The organism is Paenibacillus sp. YIM B09110 (assembly GCF_037167145.1).
Lineage (GTDB): Bacteria > Bacillota > Bacilli > Paenibacillales > Paenibacillaceae > Pristimantibacillus.
In genome coordinates, this window is sequence record NZ_JBANSP010000034.1 from 39,219 (window position 1) to 56,702 (window position 17,484).

Annotated in this window: 12 protein-coding genes; 11 read left to right on the top strand and 1 reads right to left on the bottom strand. The window is 51.6% G+C overall.

What is annotated here, in order from left to right; translation table 11 throughout:
- The first annotated feature begins 5 nt into the window (after positions 1–5).
- The 3 genes from nuoL to V8F51_RS28640 are packed head-to-tail and all read left to right on the top strand — an operon-like array spanning position 6 to position 5,077.
- On the top strand, positions 6–1,880 hold the full coding sequence (gene nuoL / locus V8F51_RS28630; RefSeq protein WP_337103920.1) for an NADH-quinone oxidoreductase subunit L: 1,875 nt from the start codon (positions 6–8) through the stop codon (positions 1,878–1,880).
- Positions 1,877–3,511: a complex I subunit 4 family protein gene (locus tag V8F51_RS28635; RefSeq protein WP_337103921.1), complete on the top strand. Its 1,635-nt coding sequence runs from the start codon at positions 1,877–1,879 to the stop codon at positions 3,509–3,511. Before nuoL ends, V8F51_RS28635 begins: the two co-directional genes overlap by 4 nt.
- Positions 3,512–3,514: 3 nt before the next feature.
- Positions 3,515–5,077 (top strand): NADH-quinone oxidoreductase subunit N, encoded by a 1,563-nt coding sequence (locus tag V8F51_RS28640; protein ID WP_337103922.1) that lies wholly within the window; start codon positions 3,515–3,517, stop codon positions 5,075–5,077.
- Between the two features lie 302 nt (positions 5,078–5,379).
- Here V8F51_RS28640 and V8F51_RS28645 read toward each other — a convergent pair whose 3' ends face one another.
- The gene (locus tag V8F51_RS28645; RefSeq protein ID WP_337103923.1) at positions 5,380–5,796 is read right to left on the bottom strand and encodes a hypothetical protein; all 417 of its coding nucleotides are present in this window, start codon (positions 5,794–5,796) and stop codon (positions 5,380–5,382) included.
- Between the two features lie 593 nt (positions 5,797–6,389).
- Between V8F51_RS28645 and V8F51_RS28650 the strand changes: the two genes are divergently transcribed.
- The 8 genes from V8F51_RS28650 (at position 6,390) to V8F51_RS28685 (ending at position 17,306) form a co-directional block, all read left to right on the top strand.
- A complete protein-coding gene (locus tag V8F51_RS28650) occupies positions 6,390–9,386 on the top strand; it encodes a S8 family peptidase (RefSeq protein WP_337103924.1) in 2,997 nt (998 codons plus the stop codon).
- Positions 9,387–9,441: 55 nt separating this feature from the next.
- Entirely contained in the window at positions 9,442–9,705 is a 264-nt protein-coding gene (locus V8F51_RS28655) for a DUF1146 domain-containing protein (RefSeq protein ID WP_337103925.1), read from the top strand.
- Between the two features lie 295 nt (positions 9,706–10,000).
- Positions 10,001–11,410 carry a UDP-N-acetylglucosamine 1-carboxyvinyltransferase gene (murA, locus tag V8F51_RS28660; protein ID WP_337103926.1) on the top strand — a complete coding sequence of 470 codons (1,410 nt, stop codon included), beginning with the start codon at positions 10,001–10,003 and terminating at the stop codon, positions 11,408–11,410.
- A 186-nt stretch (positions 11,411–11,596) separates the two neighbouring features.
- Entirely contained in the window at positions 11,597–13,204 is a 1,608-nt protein-coding gene (locus V8F51_RS28665) for an efflux RND transporter periplasmic adaptor subunit (protein WP_337103927.1), read from the top strand.
- Complete coding sequence (locus V8F51_RS28670) at positions 13,201–13,968, top strand: ABC transporter ATP-binding protein (RefSeq protein WP_337103928.1); 768 nt, start codon at positions 13,201–13,203, stop codon at positions 13,966–13,968. Before V8F51_RS28665 ends, V8F51_RS28670 begins: the two co-directional genes overlap by 4 nt.
- Positions 13,910–15,100, top strand: coding sequence for an ABC transporter permease (locus V8F51_RS28675; RefSeq protein ID WP_337103929.1), 1,191 nt, complete (start codon positions 13,910–13,912; stop codon positions 15,098–15,100). The genes V8F51_RS28670 and V8F51_RS28675 overlap by 59 nt, the downstream gene beginning before the upstream one ends.
- A 134-nt stretch (positions 15,101–15,234) precedes the next feature.
- The gene (spoIID, locus tag V8F51_RS28680; protein WP_337103930.1) at positions 15,235–16,479 is read left to right on the top strand and encodes a stage II sporulation protein D; all 1,245 of its coding nucleotides are present in this window, start codon (positions 15,235–15,237) and stop codon (positions 16,477–16,479) included.
- Between the two features lie 83 nt (positions 16,480–16,562).
- On the top strand, positions 16,563–17,306 hold the full coding sequence (locus V8F51_RS28685) for a M23 family metallopeptidase (protein WP_337103931.1): 744 nt from the start codon (positions 16,563–16,565) through the stop codon (positions 17,304–17,306).
- The last annotated feature ends 178 nt before the right edge of the window (positions 17,307–17,484 follow it).

Sequence of the window (17,484 nt, forward strand, 5' to 3'; positions counted from 1 at the left end):
AGCAAATGGAGATGTATACAAAGGCGGCATGGCTTATTCCGCTGCTTCCGCTGGCGGCGTTCCTCCTTCTGACTGCGCTTGGCAGAAGCTACCGGCGTGCCGGAATAGCGATCGGCTCTGCAGGCGCATTGGCGGCGTTTCTGCTGTCGCTGCTCGTGCTGATCGGCAGGCTTGGCGATAATGCGGTCGATTATAACAAATCATTCGATTGGATTAAGATCGGCGAATACACGCTGCGTATCGGCTTCGAAGTGACGAACTTAACCTCGCTGATGCTCGTCGTCGTGACGCTTGTCAGTCTGCTAGTGAGTATTTATTCAGCAGGATATATGAAGAACGATGAGCGGATTACCGTTTATTACGGCTATGTGTCCTTGTTCACGTTCTCTATGCTTGGACTTGTCTTATCCGATAATTTGTTATCGCTTTATATATTTTGGGAGCTGGTAGGCGTATGCTCCTTCCTGCTCATCGGCTTCTGGTATGCGAAGCCAGCGGCGAAGGCGGCCGCCAAGAAGGCGTTCATCGTGACAAGGATCGGTGATGCCGGGCTGCTAGTCGCTATTCTGCTGCTCTTCTGGTACATGCCGGATCATAGGCTGGAGTTTACGATGATCCAGAGCGTTTTCGACGGACAGTCTGGCGCAATAACGACGGAGCTGTCTACGTTAATCGCGTTGCTCATTTTCTTAGGGGCGGTCGGTAAGTCCGGTCAATTCCCGCTCCATGTCTGGCTTCCTGATGCGATGGAAGGTCCGACGCCGATCAGCGCCTTGATCCATGCGGCTACGATGGTGGCGGCAGGCGTCTTTCTCATTGCGAGGACGTATGACATTTTCCTCGATTCGGCAGCAGCGATGCAAACCGTCGCGTATATTGGAGGCTTCACGGCTATCTTCGCGGCGAGTATTGCGCTGGCGCAAAACGATATTAAGCGGATATTAGCTTATTCAACCGTGAGCCAACTTGGCTATATGATGATGGCGCTTGGGCTCGGCTCGCTTACGGGCGGCATCTTCCACCTGTTCACGCATGCTTTCTTCAAAGCGCTGCTGTTTCTTGGAGCGGGCAGCATTATTCATGCGGTACATACGCAGAACATTCAAGAAATGGGCGGTTTGGGCTCTAGAATGCGAACAACCGCGTGGACATTTGGCATAGGCGCACTTGCTCTCTCCGGTATTCCGCCGTTATCCGGCTTCTGGTCGAAGGATCTTATTTTATCGGTAGCGCTGGAAGAGAACAAGCTGCTGTTCGTTGTCGGCCTGTTGACCGCGTTCTGCACGGCTCTTTATATGGCGAGACTGTTCTTTCTCGTATTCATGGGCAAACCGCGGTCATCACTAGGAGGAGCGCATGAGTCGCCATCCGTCATGACGATTCCGCTAATCGTGCTCGCAGTGCTTGCAGTCGTATCCGGATTCGTGGAGACGCCTTGGAATGGCACGTTAGGCTCATGGCTAAGCGAAGGAGAAGTAGAGGAAGCGCATAGCAGCGGCATTGCGGTTATTGCTTCTATCGCCGTCGGCGTACTAGGCATCTATCTCGGATGGCTGATCTATGTGAAGGGCAGCGTGAGTCGCGGCATTGTTGCTGAGAAAGCGCCGGGATTGGTAAAGCTGCTTGAACGCAAGTACTATATCGATGAAAGCTACGAGCGTATCATTGTAAAGCCGTTCAAGAGTCTCGGCACACTCCTTACGGCACTTGATGAATATTTGATCGGCGGTGCCGTTCGTCTCGTTTCAACGGCTGCCGATTCGGCTGGCAAAGCAGCAGTAAGACTGCAGAGCGGGCAAGTACAAACGTACGGTATTGCAGCCGTCCTAGGCCTCGTTATCATTGTTCTCGCTATAGTCGGAAGGAGGTTCTGGTCATGAGCATCCTGCCCGATATTCCGATTCTTTCCTTCATATTGCTGTCACCGCTGCTAGGGCTGCTTGTCCTATTGTTCCTCCCTAAGCATCGTGGAAGTCTATTGAAGATAACGGCCGTCATTACGACGCTAATCCCGCTTGCCCTCTCCTTCTGGCTGTATGCCGATTATGACAAGCAGCAGAGCGGCGTTGTCTATGAGGAGCAGCTTGACTGGATTGAAATGCCGCTCAATAAGGAGCTGCATTCGAGCGTTAGCTCCTTTACGTTCAGACTTCAATATGAGCTCGGCGTAGACGGACTATCATTGCCGCTTATTTTGCTCACGAGTCTTGTTACTGCTATGGCTGCACTTGCAGCCTTCCATGTGAAGAAACGATGGAAGGCGTTCTTCATTTGGTTTCTGCTGCTCGAGTTCGGAATGCTGGGCGTCTTTCTCGCCCGCGACGTGTTCTTATTTTTCGTATTCTTCGAGCTGACGCTCGTGGCTATGTATTTCTTAATCGGTATTTGGGGGTACTTCAACAGGGAAAAGGCTGCGAACCAGTTCTTGATCTACAACGGGCTTGGTTCGGCGATTATGTTAATAGCCTTTGTTATACTCGTGAATACGGCTGGCTTCCGTGTCGAGGCCATCGGTGAGCAGGTACAATATATCTACAGCGGCAGTTATGCGGATATTATCCGCAACATGACCGATACAGAAGCGATGGTCAATCAACCGGCCGTTAGCATGATGGGGAATATTAATCCTTTTGCGATGACGGATGGGATGCAGTGGACGTTATTTATTATGCTGCTCGCTGCTTTCGGCATTAAGCTGCCGATCTTCCCGTTCCATACTTGGATGCTTAAGGTGCATACGGAAGCGCCGCCGTCTGTCGTTATGATTCACTCGGGCATATTGCTCAAGATGGGGGCGTACGGGTTGCTGCGCTTTGGCTTGCTTCTCTTCCCTGAACAAGCGAAAGCATGGGCGACTGTGCTCGCCGTGTTGGGAGTCATTAATATTTTATACGGAGCGGTGCTTGCGTTCAGACAGACAGAGCTGAAGCTCGTATTGGCGTACTCCTCGATCAGCCATATGGGCATTGTACTGTTAGGTTTTGCAGCGTTCAACGAAATAGGACTGCAAGGCGCGATATTCCAGCTTGTATCGCATGGACTTATATCGGCATTGTTATTTCTTCTTGTAGGAAGCTTATATGAACGAACGGGAACGACGGAGCTCTCGGAGTTGGGAGGATTGGCAAGGTCGCTGCCGTTCATGAGCGGAGTGCTGCTGGCTGCGGGACTTGCATCGCTTGGTTTGCCCGGCTTATCGGGGTTTGTGGGCGAGCTGCTGGCGCTGCTCGGGCTGTTCGAATCGATGAGGTGGCTTGCGGCGGCAGCCGTTCTCGGCATTATTTTGACAGCGGTATACGTATTAAGAAGCGTTCTAAAGATCACGTTCGGTCCGATGTCGGACTCCTATGCTGCGCTTAAGGATGCGCGGCTGATCGAAGCTGTACCGATGATCGTATTGCTTGCGTTCATCCTGCTGCTCGGCTGCTACCCATCCATATTGACCGATACGGTGCAATACAGCATGGGTGATTTATTCGCACGATTACTTGCAACAAGGGCGGGGGGATAGACGATGCATGAAGCTGATTCTTTTGTGCCGCTGACATGGGCGGATATGCTCCATCTTGCCCCTGAATTATCGTTATCCGCCTTATTTATTATTATCGTGCTGTTGGATCTCCTTCTGCCGAAGCGTATGAATCGGATTTGGATTGGAGGCTGGCTGACGTTAGGTTCGCTGCTTCTATCGCTGGGGCTTGTGATTTGGCAGCTGCTTGATCGCAATAGCGGAGGGGACGCAGCGGCGGAGACGATCGAGTTGCTTGCGAACAGCTATCGCATAGACGACTTTAGCAGTCTGCTCAAGCTTGTGTTTCTAGCGGGTGCTGCGCTTATCGTGCTGCTCGCAATCGGCTCTACTAAGGACGATGACGCAATTACGGATCGGGCGGAATATTTTTACTTGCTGCTGCCTGCGGTCGTAGGCGCGATGGCGATGGCTTCTTCCGGCAATCTTATTTCTCTGTATATTGGACTTGAGCTGTTGAGCATTACGAGTTATATATTGGTTGCCATGCGGAAGAAGTCTTCCAAATCGGCGGAGGCGGCTTTCAAATATCTCATAACGGGAGGTATCTCGTCTGCCTTCATTTTGTTCGGAATGTCTTATTTGTACGGGGTAACGGGCTCGGTCGATCTGGGGCAGATAGGTGCGGCGATCCCGGAGGCAATAGAAGACTTCAAGGCGCTGCTGTATGTAGGCTTCTTCTTCATCCTTGCAGGCTTTGGGTTGAAAATAGCGACAGCGCCTTTCCACGCATGGGCGCCGGATGTCTATCAAGGGGCGCCGACGCCAGTGGCCGCTTTCCTCGCTGTCGTCTCCAAAGGTGCGGCGTTAGCTGCAGTCTTCCGCATCATGTATAACACGGCATATTTTGCGACGACGGGGCTTGATGCGTATATAACGAAGGACGTATTTTTTGCGCTGCTTGTGCTGGCGGCTGCCGGTATGCTTGTAGGCACAACGGCGGCGCTGCGCCAGAAGCAGGTGAAGCGGCTGCTCGCCTTGTCCGGCGTAGCCAATGCCGGATATTTGCTCGTGCCGATCGGCCTCTCGATTACCATCGTACATAGCAGCAACTTCTCTGAGTTTATCTATTACTTGATCGCTTATCTGTTCATGACGATCGGCGCATTCTCCGTGTTGACGGCAGTAAGCCGCACCCCGGGCGAAGGGGAAATGAAGGATTTTGCTGGGATGTACTACCGGGCGCCGTGGACGGCTGCTGCGATGGTGGTGCTTCTCTTATCGCTGGCGGGACTGCCCATATCGGGCGGCTTCTTCGGCAAGCTGTTCATCCTGATCGGGGCAGCTAATGCAAAGGCTTATTGGCTCGTAGCGATTATGGTAGTGAGCAGCGTTATTTCCTACTACTTCTACTTCGGCTTCATCCGGCAAATGTTCATGCGCAGCTCGAGCGAGGAGGATGAGATCAAGGTGCCTGCAACTACGGGCATTGTGATCTGGTTATGCGTAGCTGCTACGCTGGCGTTAGGCTTATTCCCTGGAGTGGTGATGGAAGGGATCGACGCGGTCATTTCATTGCAGGTGGATCTGCTTATTCCATTGGAATAAGCAAGCTCAACCAACGTCACATTTTAGTCTGGTTACTGTTGGAATAACGGGAGTTTCTCACGTTAATTTCAACGAAAGTACCCATCTGGTTGATTAGCAGTGATATTAGCAGGAGGAATTCCATCTATTTGTTCGAAAGCAGGCGGGGAGCTCAGAAGTAACGGGAGAAATTCCAGTTAATTTGTTCAACGTATCTTTTTTGTATGCTAATGGGTCAGTCGTAGAAAAAACAGAGGCTGCATGCCGGTTCGTACCGGGGCAGTCTCTGTTTCATTTGGTAAGCAATCGTTTGATGATTATTTCTAATAGAGCAGCGGTTCCAAACGGCCATTACGTTCCATTTGGAATAAAACGCCGGCAGCAACAAATAAAATGCCTAGCCAAGGCCCCAAAGAGTAGAGCTGTGTAAGCCGTTGCCTAGGCAGCATCGTTACTATTAGAGACAGTGGAATGAGAGAAGTCACTCTAGAAGCTTCTAATATAGCTGATTCTAAGTCTACTGCGTATAGACAGGCTATCCAGTAACAAGCAACAAATAAAACAAGCGGGATATGCAGCCATGTAACGGTGAGTGATTTTTGAAGAAAAAGTAAAATAGAAAAACCAAGGATAACCAAAGCATTCATGAATAAAAGCGCGGTATCAAAATAATAGCCTTTAAATATTGCTCCGAATAAAAAGAATGCAGCTAAAATGAAAAAGTTAACATTATTACTCATATTCATCCTCTTTAGACTTGTTATTTGAGACTGTCGATTCATTTGGCTCTCTTAAAGGTGTACTAATCTTTTGGATGTAATTTATCCAATTAAAAGGCTAGGAATGAGAAAATTTTAGAGTTTGATTGGATTATATGCAGTCTAATGGGCGGAAAAAGGTTACTGAGGGCTAAAATGCAGGTTTTGGCTGTACAATATCCACTCAAAAGTAATTTTATGGGTAATCAGGTCGATTAGACTGTATGAATTACAGGCTAACGTAACCTCAGTATGAGAGGTCTTGGCTTTGGGTTTAGGACTGGAGTGACCTAATGAATCGACAGTCGCCATTTTATGTACAAATTAAGTAATTAGACAAAATGTATAGAATCCCTTTATAGCATAAAATCTTATCTTCCGATGAATTAATAGGTGAAGCGGTGAACAATAGAAGATACATCTCGTTGCCTAACAATAAATTAGGGATAAGCTGGTAGGTCTTTTGAACCTTTGTTAGCCGACTACAAGGGAATAGAGGGTTAATGATCGAATAATTAAATAGACGTAGACGGTAAAATTTCGAACACAACATTATAATAAAAAGGCAGAATGCGATGATATTCAGAAATAGATGGACGCTGAGACAATCAGCGGCAATTAAATATGGAGCGGGGCGCGCTCATGTGCGAAGAGCGCTGCTCACGCTAGTGCTCGCGAGCGTCGCCCTCGGGGGCTTGGCCCCCGCAGGGCTAGCTCGCCATGCGGCGGCCGCGCCGCAGGAGGCCGCGGTAGCCGCCGCGGCCAGCGACGGCGACGCTGTCGCCGCTGAAGAGCAGCCGCAGAGCTGGCTGCTCAAGTGGAGCGACCCCGCGCTGGCGCATGAGCTGCGCGGGACAGAGGTGCTCCGCCGCCAAAGCGAGGCGGCGGTTGATGTCGTGCGTCCCGCCGCCGGCAACAGCGGCGAGGACGCGCAAGCTTGGCTCGCCCGGCTGCAGAGCGAGCCGGGCGTCGAATACGTGCACCCGAATAGCCGGGTGCACGCGCTCGCGCTTGCGACGCCGCCGTTGTCGCAGACGGAGGCGAGCACCGTCGATGACGCTGCTTCATTCGCCGTGCAGACGCAGAAAGTGAATGCGGATGATCCCGAGTTAAGCCAGCAGCCGTACTTAGCTCAGATTGGCGCGTTAATAGCGTGGGAGAAAGTGCGGGAGCAGAAGAAGCTGACGATAGCTATAGTAGATACGGGGATTGATCTCGACCACCCGGATCTGGTGAATAATCTAGTGCCGGGGGTCAACCTGGTGAATCCGAAGCTGCCGCCGAATGACGATAACGGCCATGGTACGAGTGTAGCCGGCGTCATTGCAGCAGAAACGAACAATGGTAGAGGCGTCGCGGGGATTATCTGGAAGGCAAGTATTATGCCAATCAAGGCGCTCGATAATCGCGGAGACGGTACGGAAGAGGAGCTTGGCGACGCGATCTTGTATGCAATCAAGAGCGGCGCTCGGATTGTCGTCCTGTCGGTTGGACTGCACCGCTACTCGCCCTACATGCTCGATATCGTAGAATATGCCGAATCCAAAGGCGTCCTGCTTGTAGCAGCGGCAGGCAATGACGGCGTTTCTTACGGCGCAAAGGCGGCGGTCAAATATCCTGCCGCCTACTCGACCGTAATCGCAGTCGGCGGCGTCAAGCCAAACGGAGCAGTTGATGCGCGCTCCAATCCAGGGCCTGAGCTTGATATTATGGCGCCATGGAATGTGTTCACGACAGGCATGGGCGGGCTCTACAAGCGGGAAGAGGGCACCTCAATGGCAGCCCCGCAGGTGGCTGCGGCTGCCGGCCTTATTTGGGCCCAGAATCCGGATTTGAAGCCTTACCAGGTAAGGGCTCTGCTGCGGCAAACGGCCAAGGATATCGGTACTGCAGGCGTTGACAGCAAGTCGGGTTACGGCCTGCTGCAGATCGATAAAGCGGTTAACGCGAATCTCGTAATGGATATATACGAACCGAATGACACGAGCAAGACGGCGAAGCGATTCCAGCTAGGTACGAGCATCACCGCTTCGCTTGAGAGCGGAGAAGACCAAGACTGGTACCGCATTGACATGCCAAGCGACGGAACGCTAACGATCGATTACAAAGGCTTGGTCGAGTCTGGCAAAGCGGTGCAGCCAGTGCGGATTTATCAATATTTTAACGGTCAGCAGCAATTGATCTACGATACGAAGCTGACAAGCACGTCAATCGATATCGATGTGAAGAAAGGCGCGCATCTCATTCGGGTCGAGCTGATGAATCAATATAGTACTTTAGGTTTACCGTATATGCTGACCTCCTCTTTTATAATGAAGCAGGATGCTTACGAGTCGAACGATAAATCCTATGAAGCCTATACGCTTCAACCCCGGGGACAAACCGTCATCGGCAACTTTCATCAAGCCGCGGATCGGGATTGGTATGTCGTATCTTTTACGCAAGGCGGAAAACTAAAAGTTTCATTAAGCACGGATACGGCGAGAATCGATCCGGGCCTTGCTATTCAGCGAGCCGGCGATCAGTTGCTCTTGTACGACGATGAGGGCGAAGGGAAATCGGAGCAGTCTCCTGTCATAACTGTCGTTCCAGGGAAATATTATATTCGTGTCCACAATGCGATCTCATCCGAGGCAAGTCCTGTAATAGGTACATATGCGCTGAAGCTGGAATACACGCCCAAGTATGTTGATCCGAACGAAGGGAACGACAAATCGTATGAATCCTTTATGGTCAATCCCGGAACGGAATATGTAGGCGTAATCGGAAGCAATAGCGATTTGGATTGGTTTCAATTCCGCGTGAACAAGGCAAGCGTCGTATCGATGGCGGTATCTGGCGTGCCTTCATCAAGCAGCTTGAAGCTGGAGGCCTACGATAAGCGGATGTCTCGACTAACGACGGCATCAACGGGCAAGAGCGGATCGCTGCAATCGTCGGAGCTTGTGCTCCAGCCAGGAATTTATTATGTGAAGCTGTCTGCAAGCGTACCGTTTGATTCCCAATATTATCGCTTCAAAATAAAGTCGGAGGAGCTGCTTGGCGGATTCCGCGACATCTCCAATCATTGGGCGAAAAATGAAATCATTGCTCTGAGCCAGCAAGGCATCATTAACGGTATGGGTAACTATCGTTTCGAGCCGCAGCGGGCGATTACGCGTGCCGAAGCGGTTGCAATGGCAGTAAAGGCTTATAAGCCTAGCGGCAACACGAGTCTGAGCCAAAAGCGGTTCAATGACGTTTCTGCCTCGCATTGGGCATATGACGCCATAGCCAAGGCTGTGCAGCAGGGATGGGTCAAAGGTTTCCCTGACGGCAGCTTCAGGCCGGATCAGCCGATTACCCGCGTAGAGATGGCCGTCATTATCGGTTACGCTGACGGGGTGCAGCCAAGAATACCGATAGCAGCTCCTTTCACGGATGTGAGCAGAGCGCATTGGGCGGCGCCTATGCTTATCGGGCTTAAAGCGAACGGTGCAATCAAAGGTGTAGAGTACAATCAATTCAAACCGAATCTGCAAGCGAGCAGGGCAGAATATTCCGTCCTTCTGTATCGGTTGCTGCGCAGCTAAGACTAATAAACGATAGATTAATGTAGAAACGAAGCAATGAAGTGAAGGAGCAGCTATGGATAATTATGATGTATTCGACCAGGCGCAGCGGATGACCGGAATTACCGGGTTATTCTCTATTATTGTTGTTTTGATCAGCATTATGCTGGTGTGGACGCTGCTGCAGGAAGTAAAGTGGGAAACGTTCTTCAAGCATCCCCGCAATGCGAAGGCAAGGATGTTTCAAGTCGTTGTTGCGGTTATTTTAGGACACTTGTTCGCCAAGTTTATTTTGGAATATTGGAGCTTCACAACGATGCTTCGAAGCTTTGTCGAATAACAGTTGCGAAAGATGTCAACAATGGGTATTAAATGACGGTAAGTTAGGTAGGGGAAAGCAAGCAAAAAGTACGATTGGCGCTAGGTGAAAACGGATTATTTTTAGGAAAAGAAGGATCGGCAGGCAAGGCAAAAACCCGATCTAGGACCAAAGGCGGGTAAGAATAAAATGGAAGTAATTTAACGCTTGTCGATTCATGTAGATGAATGATAAGATGAAGTTTAGTTGTAGTGAAGAATTCCATTATATGCTCGTAGAGGGTATAGAAATTGCAGTTCGCGGAGGGAACCATAAGATGACCAAAATTATCGTCCGCGGAGGTCAGCGTTTGAAGGGAACGGTCCGCGTTAGCGGTGCAAAAAATGCCGTGCTTCCCATTCTAGCGGCCTCATTATTGGCGACAGAAGGAGACAGCGTCATCTATGACGTACCCCTCCTCGATGACGTTATGACGATTCAGAAGGTGCTTGCTTCATTGGGCGCACAATTAACTTATAATAATGAAACGATGCGCATATCAGCGCCAGCTATTACTTCAATCGAGGCACCTTACGAGCTCATTCGTAAAATGCGTGCATCGTTCCTTGTCATGGGACCGCTTCTTGCCCGCGTAGGGAAAGTGCGTATCTCGCTGCCAGGCGGCTGCGCGATTGGAACTCGTCCGATCGATCAGCATTTGAAGGGCTTTGAGGCGATGGGGGCGGAAATTACGCTCGGTCATGGCTTCATTGAAGCAAGCACGCCGACCCGTCTTAAGGGTGCGAAGATTTACCTCGACGTTGCCAGCGTGGGCGCAACGGAGAATATTATGATGGCAGCCGCACTTGCGGTTGGAACGACCACCATTGAAAATGCAGCCAAAGAACCGGAAATCGTCGACTTGGCTAATTATATTAACGCCATGGGCGGCAAGGTGCGCGGTGCCGGCACCGGTCTGATCCGTATTGAGGGCGTGGATAAAATGCACGGCGCAGCGCATAATGTTATCCCTGACCGCGTTGAAGCGGGCACGTACATGATTGCAGCAGCGATAACTGGCGGCGACGTATTCGTCGAAGGCGCAATTGCCGATCATTTGACGCCGGTCATCTCGAAGCTTGAAGAGATGGGCGTCGAGATTACCGAGAGCGACAACGGCATTCGCGTTCGCGCAGGTGCGGAGTTGAAATCGGTCGATGTGAAAACATTGCCGCATCCAGGCTTCCCGACTGATATGCAATCGCCTATGATGGCGCTGCTTCTCGTCTCGGAAGGTACGAGCGTCGTGACGGAGACCGTATTCGAGAACCGCTTCATGCATGTTGAAGAATTTCAGAAGATGAACGCTCAGATCAAGGTGGATGGACGCAGCGCCATCGTAAGCGGCGGACTGCCGCTTAAAGGTGCGAAAGTATGCGCGACCGATCTGCGCGCGGGAGCGGCGCTTATCTGCGCGGCGCTTCGCGCTGAGGGCGAGACAGAGCTTACGGGGCTGCATCATGTAGACCGCGGGTATGTCGATATTACAGGCAAGCTGGCCGCATTGGGCGCTACGATCTTCCGCGTGGAGACGGAGAGCGAGCAAGCAGCTTCTGCACCGGTTGCAGTCGCGGCAAGAGCGGCAGCAGTTGTTGCTTCGTCAGCTGTATCGGAGCATGAGCAGGCTGCGAGCTACAAGCGGGACAAAGAGGTTGCTGTACTTAAGGTTCAGCCGACTTGGGCTTAAGGATCTAAGCGATCCAGGCGGAATGCGTTGCGCAATGAATGTAATAAAGAGAGGACATCTTGACCGTTATGAGGAAGCAACAGACCTCATGCGAGCAAGCTGTCCTCTTTTTTTTGTTCATTTCCCGTTCATCTTCGTTTGCTATAGTCTATTCGATCAAGTCTGATGGAGGGTGGCGTAAAGCAAATGAAGAAGTGGACGATTTGGCTAGGCATCGTTATCATTCTTGCCGCGGCCGGAGCGGGAGCATATTACTATTATTTTGCGAAGGAAAAGGAAGCGGCGGGAGAAGATCCTGTAGCCCAGACGGTTACGGCGACCAAGGGCTCGATTGTGAATCAAATTAGCGGGACGGGTTCGGTTGCCGCGAATTCGCGCGAGACTCTGACCGCCGGCAAGAGCGGAACGATCGCCGAGGTGCATGTGAAAAAAGGCGATAAAGTAAAGGCGGGCCAAACGCTCGTGACGTTCGAGGATTCGGACGACTATGAGGATCAGATCGAAACGATTGAGAAAAATAAGGAAAAGCTGCAAGAAACGATTGAAGGCTATCAAGAAGATTTCAAAGCGGCAATCGGCACGGAAGACGAAGAGGAAACGAAGAAGAAGATTCAAAAAAGCATCGAGGACACCAACTCGGAAATTGCCGATCTGAATGACGACCTGCAGGATATTTATGAAGAACAGAACGAGCAGGTGAAGACGGTAACGGCAACGATCGAAGGCGAGATTACGGAATTCGATATTGAAGCCGGAGATGAGGTTCAAGCGAATACGACGATCGCAACCATCGTTGATTATACGAAGCTGGAGTTCGTTACATCAGTCGATGAGCTCGACATTCCATCGCTTAAGGTAGGACAAGCGGTTGATATTACGCTTAGCTCGATTACCGATCGTACGATTGATGCGACGGTGTCGGAGATTGCGCGCGAAGGCTCGTCCAGCAACGGCTCGTCCTCCTTCGAGGTGAGCATCCTTCTGAACGATATTGAAGGAGTTATGGCAGGCATGTCGGGTGAAGCCGCGATTACGATTGAGTCCAAAGAGGATATTGTTCTCGTGCCGGTAAATGCGGTTGTTGAGATGGGCGGCAAATCATTCGTTCGTGTGCCGTCGACTGGCGACGGCGCAGCTGCGGCTGGCGGCGGACAGACGGGCGGCGGACGCGGACAAGGAGATTGGACAGGCGAAGGCGGGCAGATGGGTGAAGGCGGCGGTCAACCTCCGGAAGGCGGAGCGTTCCCTGAAGGCGAAGGCGGTCAAACGCCGGCAAGCGGCGATACGCAGGGTGAAGCGACGAAGGGCACGACGGATGCTGAGGCACCTGCAGGCGCTGGAGCAGCTTCCGGCGGCGGACAAAGCACGTCGGGTGATAGCGGTGCGTCTGCAGGAACAGGCCAACGGCCAAACGGCGGCGGACAAGGCATGGCTGGAGGAGCTGGAGAAACCGGAGGAACCGGCGCTGCGGGATCGAGCGATCGTCAAAATATGCGCCAAGCGATGATGGAATCGTTGACGCTCGGCGGACAGCTCGTCGAAGTGACGACGGGTCTTAGCAACGAAAATTTCGTTGAAATTGTATCAGGTTTGAATGAAGGCGACAGTGTGCTTATCCCTGTTGCTTCCGGAACGGCTGGCATGGGCGGCGGCCAGCAAGAAACAGAAGTTCAGATGCAAGGCTTCCCAGGAGGCGGCTTCGGCGGCGGAGGCTTCCAAATGCAAATGGGCGGAGGCGGCGGAACAGTACGTAGCAGTACTGGCGGCGGAATGGGCGGCGGTGGCATGCGATGAGCGGAAACGATCATAGCAGCATACCGCTAATCGAGATGGAAGGCGTAACGAAATACTATATGATGGCGCGGGAGAAAACGACTGTTCTGCAAAACGTCTCGCTCAAGGTCGAGCATGGTGAGTTTTTAGCGATCGTCGGTCCGTCGGGGTCAGGCAAGTCAACGCTCATGAACATCATCGGTTGTCTAGATACGCCAAGCGAAGGAAGCTACAAGCTGGAAGGCTCAGAGATGAACGGCCAAAGCGACAATAAGCTCACCGTGATGAGAAACAAAAAAATCGGATTTATTTTTCAAGGCTATCATTTGCTTCCGAAGCTAACGGCGCTGGAGAACTGCGAGCTGCCGCTTATCTATCGAGGATTGTCAGGCAAGGTGCGCAAGCAGCTCGCCAAGGAAGCGCTCGAGAGAGTGGGTCTTGGCAACCGTCTGCATCATCGGCAGAGCGAGCTGTCCGGCGGACAGCAGCAGCGGGTTGCAATCGCACGCGCGTTAGCGACTAATCCGCCTATGCTGCTTGCCGATGAGCCGACAGGCGCGCTCGATTCCAAGACGGGCATGGAAGTGTTGAACATGATGGAGGAGCTGAACCAAGCGGGCCAGACGATCGTCCTTATCACGCATGATATGGAGGTGGCCCAGCGGGCCAGACGCACAGTCGTCATCCGAGACGGGGTGTTGACGGAGCTCGGAAGGAGGAATGACGATGAAGCTTACGCAAGGCTTGTTAATGGCCGTGAAGAGCGTCTTATCGAACAAGCTTAGAACGATACTATCGATGCTCGGGATTCTGATCGGCGTTGCGACGGTTATTGCGCTTGTGGCGATGGGCAAGGCGTCATCCAATGAGGTAGCCGAGCAGGTGTCTTCACTTGGCAGCCCGAACTCGCTGTCGGCTACCATTACAGGACGCGGGACGGTAACATCGCTTACGGTTGATGAAGCGAACCAGCTTGGAGATGTCATGAATATTAAAGGCGTTGCTCCTGTAACAAGCAGCAATGCGTATGCGAAGTACGGTAAGACGCAAGTATCGGTTAGCATAGAAGGAATTACGCCCGCCTATGAGCAGGTTAAAGATTTTCCTGTGCAGGATGGCCGCTACATTGCGTCGCCGGATATTAACAATGCGTCTAGAGTTGCGCTGATCGGCGTAGATACGGCGACCGACCTTTTCGAGGATGAGGGTGAAAACCCGGCAGAGGCCGTCGGCAAAAAAATAACGATCAACGGCTACAACTTCACGATTGTCGGCTTGCTCGAATCGCAAGGAACGTCTATCGCGGGTTCTAACGACGAGAAAATACTGATTCCGATTACGACGGCGCATAAAATATTTCAAACGAGCGGCGTCACTACAATCAATTTGCTTGTCACTGACACTGATCTCATGTCCGCGACCGTCACAGCAATCGAAGCGGTACTCTATGAGAAGTTCAGAGGCAACGAAAACGCATATCGCGTCTTCAATCAAGAGGAAGCGATGGAGACGCTGAACTCGGTTAACGAAACAATGAATAGACAATTGATCTATGTCGCTATTATTTCCCTTATTGTTGGCGGTATAGGCATTATGAACATTATGCTAGTATCGGTCACCGAGCGGACGCGCGAGATTGGTATACGCAAGTCGCTTGGCGCCAAGAAGCGCGATATTCTGTTTCAGTTTCTCGTAGAAGCTGTCTGCATAAGCGGCTTGGGAGGAGCCCTTGGAATTGGGCTTGGCTACGTGGCTTCATTCGTCATCGGCCAGGTTATGCATACGGAAACGGAAGTGCCGGGTGATACGGTACTGCTGTCCTTCGCGTTCTCCGCTCTCGTCGGCGTTATATTCGGCTATTTGCCTGCGAATAAGGCAGCTGGCTTAAAGCCGGTCGACGCACTTCGCTACGATTAGGAGACAAGAGGTTCTACCCTATTATTCGTTCTCATAGAATGAACCATCAGGGTCGATTTAAGAGAGCGGCATAAGCGATAGGGTCATTGATGCCAGCATGCTCGCTCTCACCGGCCTAGGTGGAAGGAGAGCGCATGAGCCCAAAGATAAGAACACAGCTGGTCGTATCGTTGTTGCACCGGCAATCGGTCAAGCGACGGTTAGCTCTATTCGGTATTGGAGCTATGTTGGGAGCTTCTATTCTGTTGATTAAGCTATCACTGAGTGAGCTTCGCGCGGCGTCCGCCGCAGGCTATACGGAGTCCGGTCAAGCCGGATTTCAACAATCGGCAAGCCGCATTACGGAGACGGCCGCGCAGCTGCAGCCGCGCACGAATGAGAATGAGGCAGCTGTGCGGCAGGGCGAGCCGAACCGAAAAAATGATGATATCTTCAAGGAACAGAACGTTTCGGACCAAGAAGATGTAACATCTGCCGATCCGCGCACGACAAGCGAGCTGGATGATCTGATTATTCATGTCTATCTGACGAAGGAGAAGCGGATCGAGAACGTGCCGCTCGAAACGTACGTTCGCGGCGTTGTCGCTGCGGAGATGCCCATTGATTTCGAGATAGAGGCGCTTAAGGCGCAGGCGGTTGCCGCCAGAACGTATATCGTCAGACGGTTGATACAAGGACAAGGCGATGATACCGATATGTCCCTGCATGGCGCGGACGTAACCGATACGGTACAGCATCAAGTGTATACGCCGCTGGCGTTGCTGGAGGGGCAATGGGGCAAGGTGGAGCGCAAGACGAATATGGCCAAGCTAAGTAAAGTCATTAATGAGACGAGAGGCCTTGTCATTACGTATGAGGGAGAACCGATAGAAGCAGCATTTTTTTCAACGAGCAACGGCTATACGGAAAACTCAGAAGACTATTGGACACAGCAGATTCCTTATTTGCGCAGTGTGGAAAGTCCGTGGGACAAGGCGATCTCGCCTAAATATAAAGAGACGGTGAAGCTTAAGCTAACCGAGTTTCATAAGAAGCTGGGCGTTAAGAGAAAAGGGTTCGCGAAGTCATCCATTCGCGTCATAGAGCGAACGGAAGGCAATCGCATAAGCAAGATTCGTATAGGCGATAAAGTGTTTACCGGCCGCGAGGTAAGAGAGAAGCTAGAGCTGGCTTCCTCGCAATTCACGTGGAGCGTTAAGGGAGATTTTATTACGATTACGACCTATGGCTACGGACACGGTGTCGGCATGAGCCAATGGGGCGCGAACGGTATGGCTCAGGAAGGGGCGGACGTGGCTGCTATCCTCGGTCACTACTACTCTAGTACGACAGTCGAACAAGCTTCCAAGCTATCGGCACGATTGGCCCAAAGGTCATAGTCTATAATCTTTCAAAAATTAGTATTCACCTCACGTATAAACCTAGCAGTTCTGGCAACAATGGCTAGTGAGGTGATATAACAATGAATGAACAAAATCAGAACAAACCGAAGCAAAGACCAGAAGAAACTCCCAAAAACGCTCTGGGAGGAACGTCTGCCGCCAAGTCTAGCAGTGGATGGAGAAGCCTATTCGCTAAGAGATGGGTATCCCCAGCGCTCTTCATGGCCGCGGCAGCAATTATCGTAACCTTACTTTGGATCTATCAGGGAGCGGACACGAACACAGACAAAGCAGTTACATCCGATCCTACTGAAGAGACTCAAGGTGACGGTCAAACAAATGCAGGCGAAGAAGGCGCATTGCCTGTTATCGCCGGCAACGAATCGATGGAATGGCCCGTTAACACAGAATCACTTACTGTGAAGACGCCATTCTACGATGACAAGCTTTCGGCAACGGAACAAGAGGATGCGATCGTAGAGGTCGGGGACAACAAATTCGTACTCAGCACGGGTATGGATTTCGTTGATCCGACAGGCAAGACGTTCGATGTAGCGGCAGCGCTCTCGGGTACGGTAACGAAGGTGTATCAGCATCCGACCAACGGTCTGACGGTCGAGATCTCGCACGGCGAAGAGCTGTCGACGGTTTACCAAAGCGTATCGGAAGTAGCGGTTAAAGAAGGCGACGAGGTACAGCAAGGCACGGTTATTGCAAAAGCGGGCCGCAACGAGCTCCAACGCGATCTCGGTATCCACCTTCATTATGAAACGCTCGTGAACGGCGATCCGGTTAATCCGAATGATTTCATCAAAGAGCAGTAAACCGTTAGAAGCGGCGTAAATACTGCGTTTGCGGAGCACAGGCAGGGGACATTCCCCTGCCTGTTTCTGTTTTTTATCAAAAATTATTGCCAATCAGGCTTGTCACGCTTGGCCATAACGAATATATACCCGCTCGACTCATATAATGTACCAAACTATCTCGAGTAGGGAGGCGGGA

What these genes read in the sequence shown, in the direction of transcription:
- nuoL (WP_337103920.1), top strand. Translation starts at nt 6, where the DNA reads ATGGAGATGTATACAAAGGCGGCATGGCTTATTCCGCTGCTTCCGCTG.
- V8F51_RS28645 (WP_337103923.1), bottom strand. Translation starts at nt 5,796, where the DNA reads ATGAGTAATAATGTTAACTTTTTCATTTTAGCTGCATTCTTTTTATTC.
- V8F51_RS28670 (WP_337103928.1), top strand. Translation starts at nt 13,201, where the DNA reads ATGAGCGGAAACGATCATAGCAGCATACCGCTAATCGAGATGGAAGGC.
- spoIID (WP_337103930.1), top strand. Translation starts at nt 15,235, where the DNA reads ATGAGCCCAAAGATAAGAACACAGCTGGTCGTATCGTTGTTGCACCGG.
- V8F51_RS28655 (WP_337103925.1), top strand. Translation starts at nt 9,442, where the DNA reads ATGGATAATTATGATGTATTCGACCAGGCGCAGCGGATGACCGGAATT.
- V8F51_RS28650 (WP_337103924.1), top strand. Translation starts at nt 6,390, where the DNA reads ATGATATTCAGAAATAGATGGACGCTGAGACAATCAGCGGCAATTAAA.
- V8F51_RS28635 (WP_337103921.1), top strand. Translation starts at nt 1,877, where the DNA reads ATGAGCATCCTGCCCGATATTCCGATTCTTTCCTTCATATTGCTGTCA.
- V8F51_RS28685 (WP_337103931.1), top strand. Translation starts at nt 16,563, where the DNA reads ATGAATGAACAAAATCAGAACAAACCGAAGCAAAGACCAGAAGAAACT.
- V8F51_RS28640 (WP_337103922.1), top strand. Translation starts at nt 3,515, where the DNA reads ATGCATGAAGCTGATTCTTTTGTGCCGCTGACATGGGCGGATATGCTC.
- murA (WP_337103926.1), top strand. Translation starts at nt 10,001, where the DNA reads ATGACCAAAATTATCGTCCGCGGAGGTCAGCGTTTGAAGGGAACGGTC.
- V8F51_RS28665 (WP_337103927.1), top strand. Translation starts at nt 11,597, where the DNA reads ATGAAGAAGTGGACGATTTGGCTAGGCATCGTTATCATTCTTGCCGCG.
- V8F51_RS28675 (WP_337103929.1), top strand. Translation starts at nt 13,910, where the DNA reads ATGAAGCTTACGCAAGGCTTGTTAATGGCCGTGAAGAGCGTCTTATCG.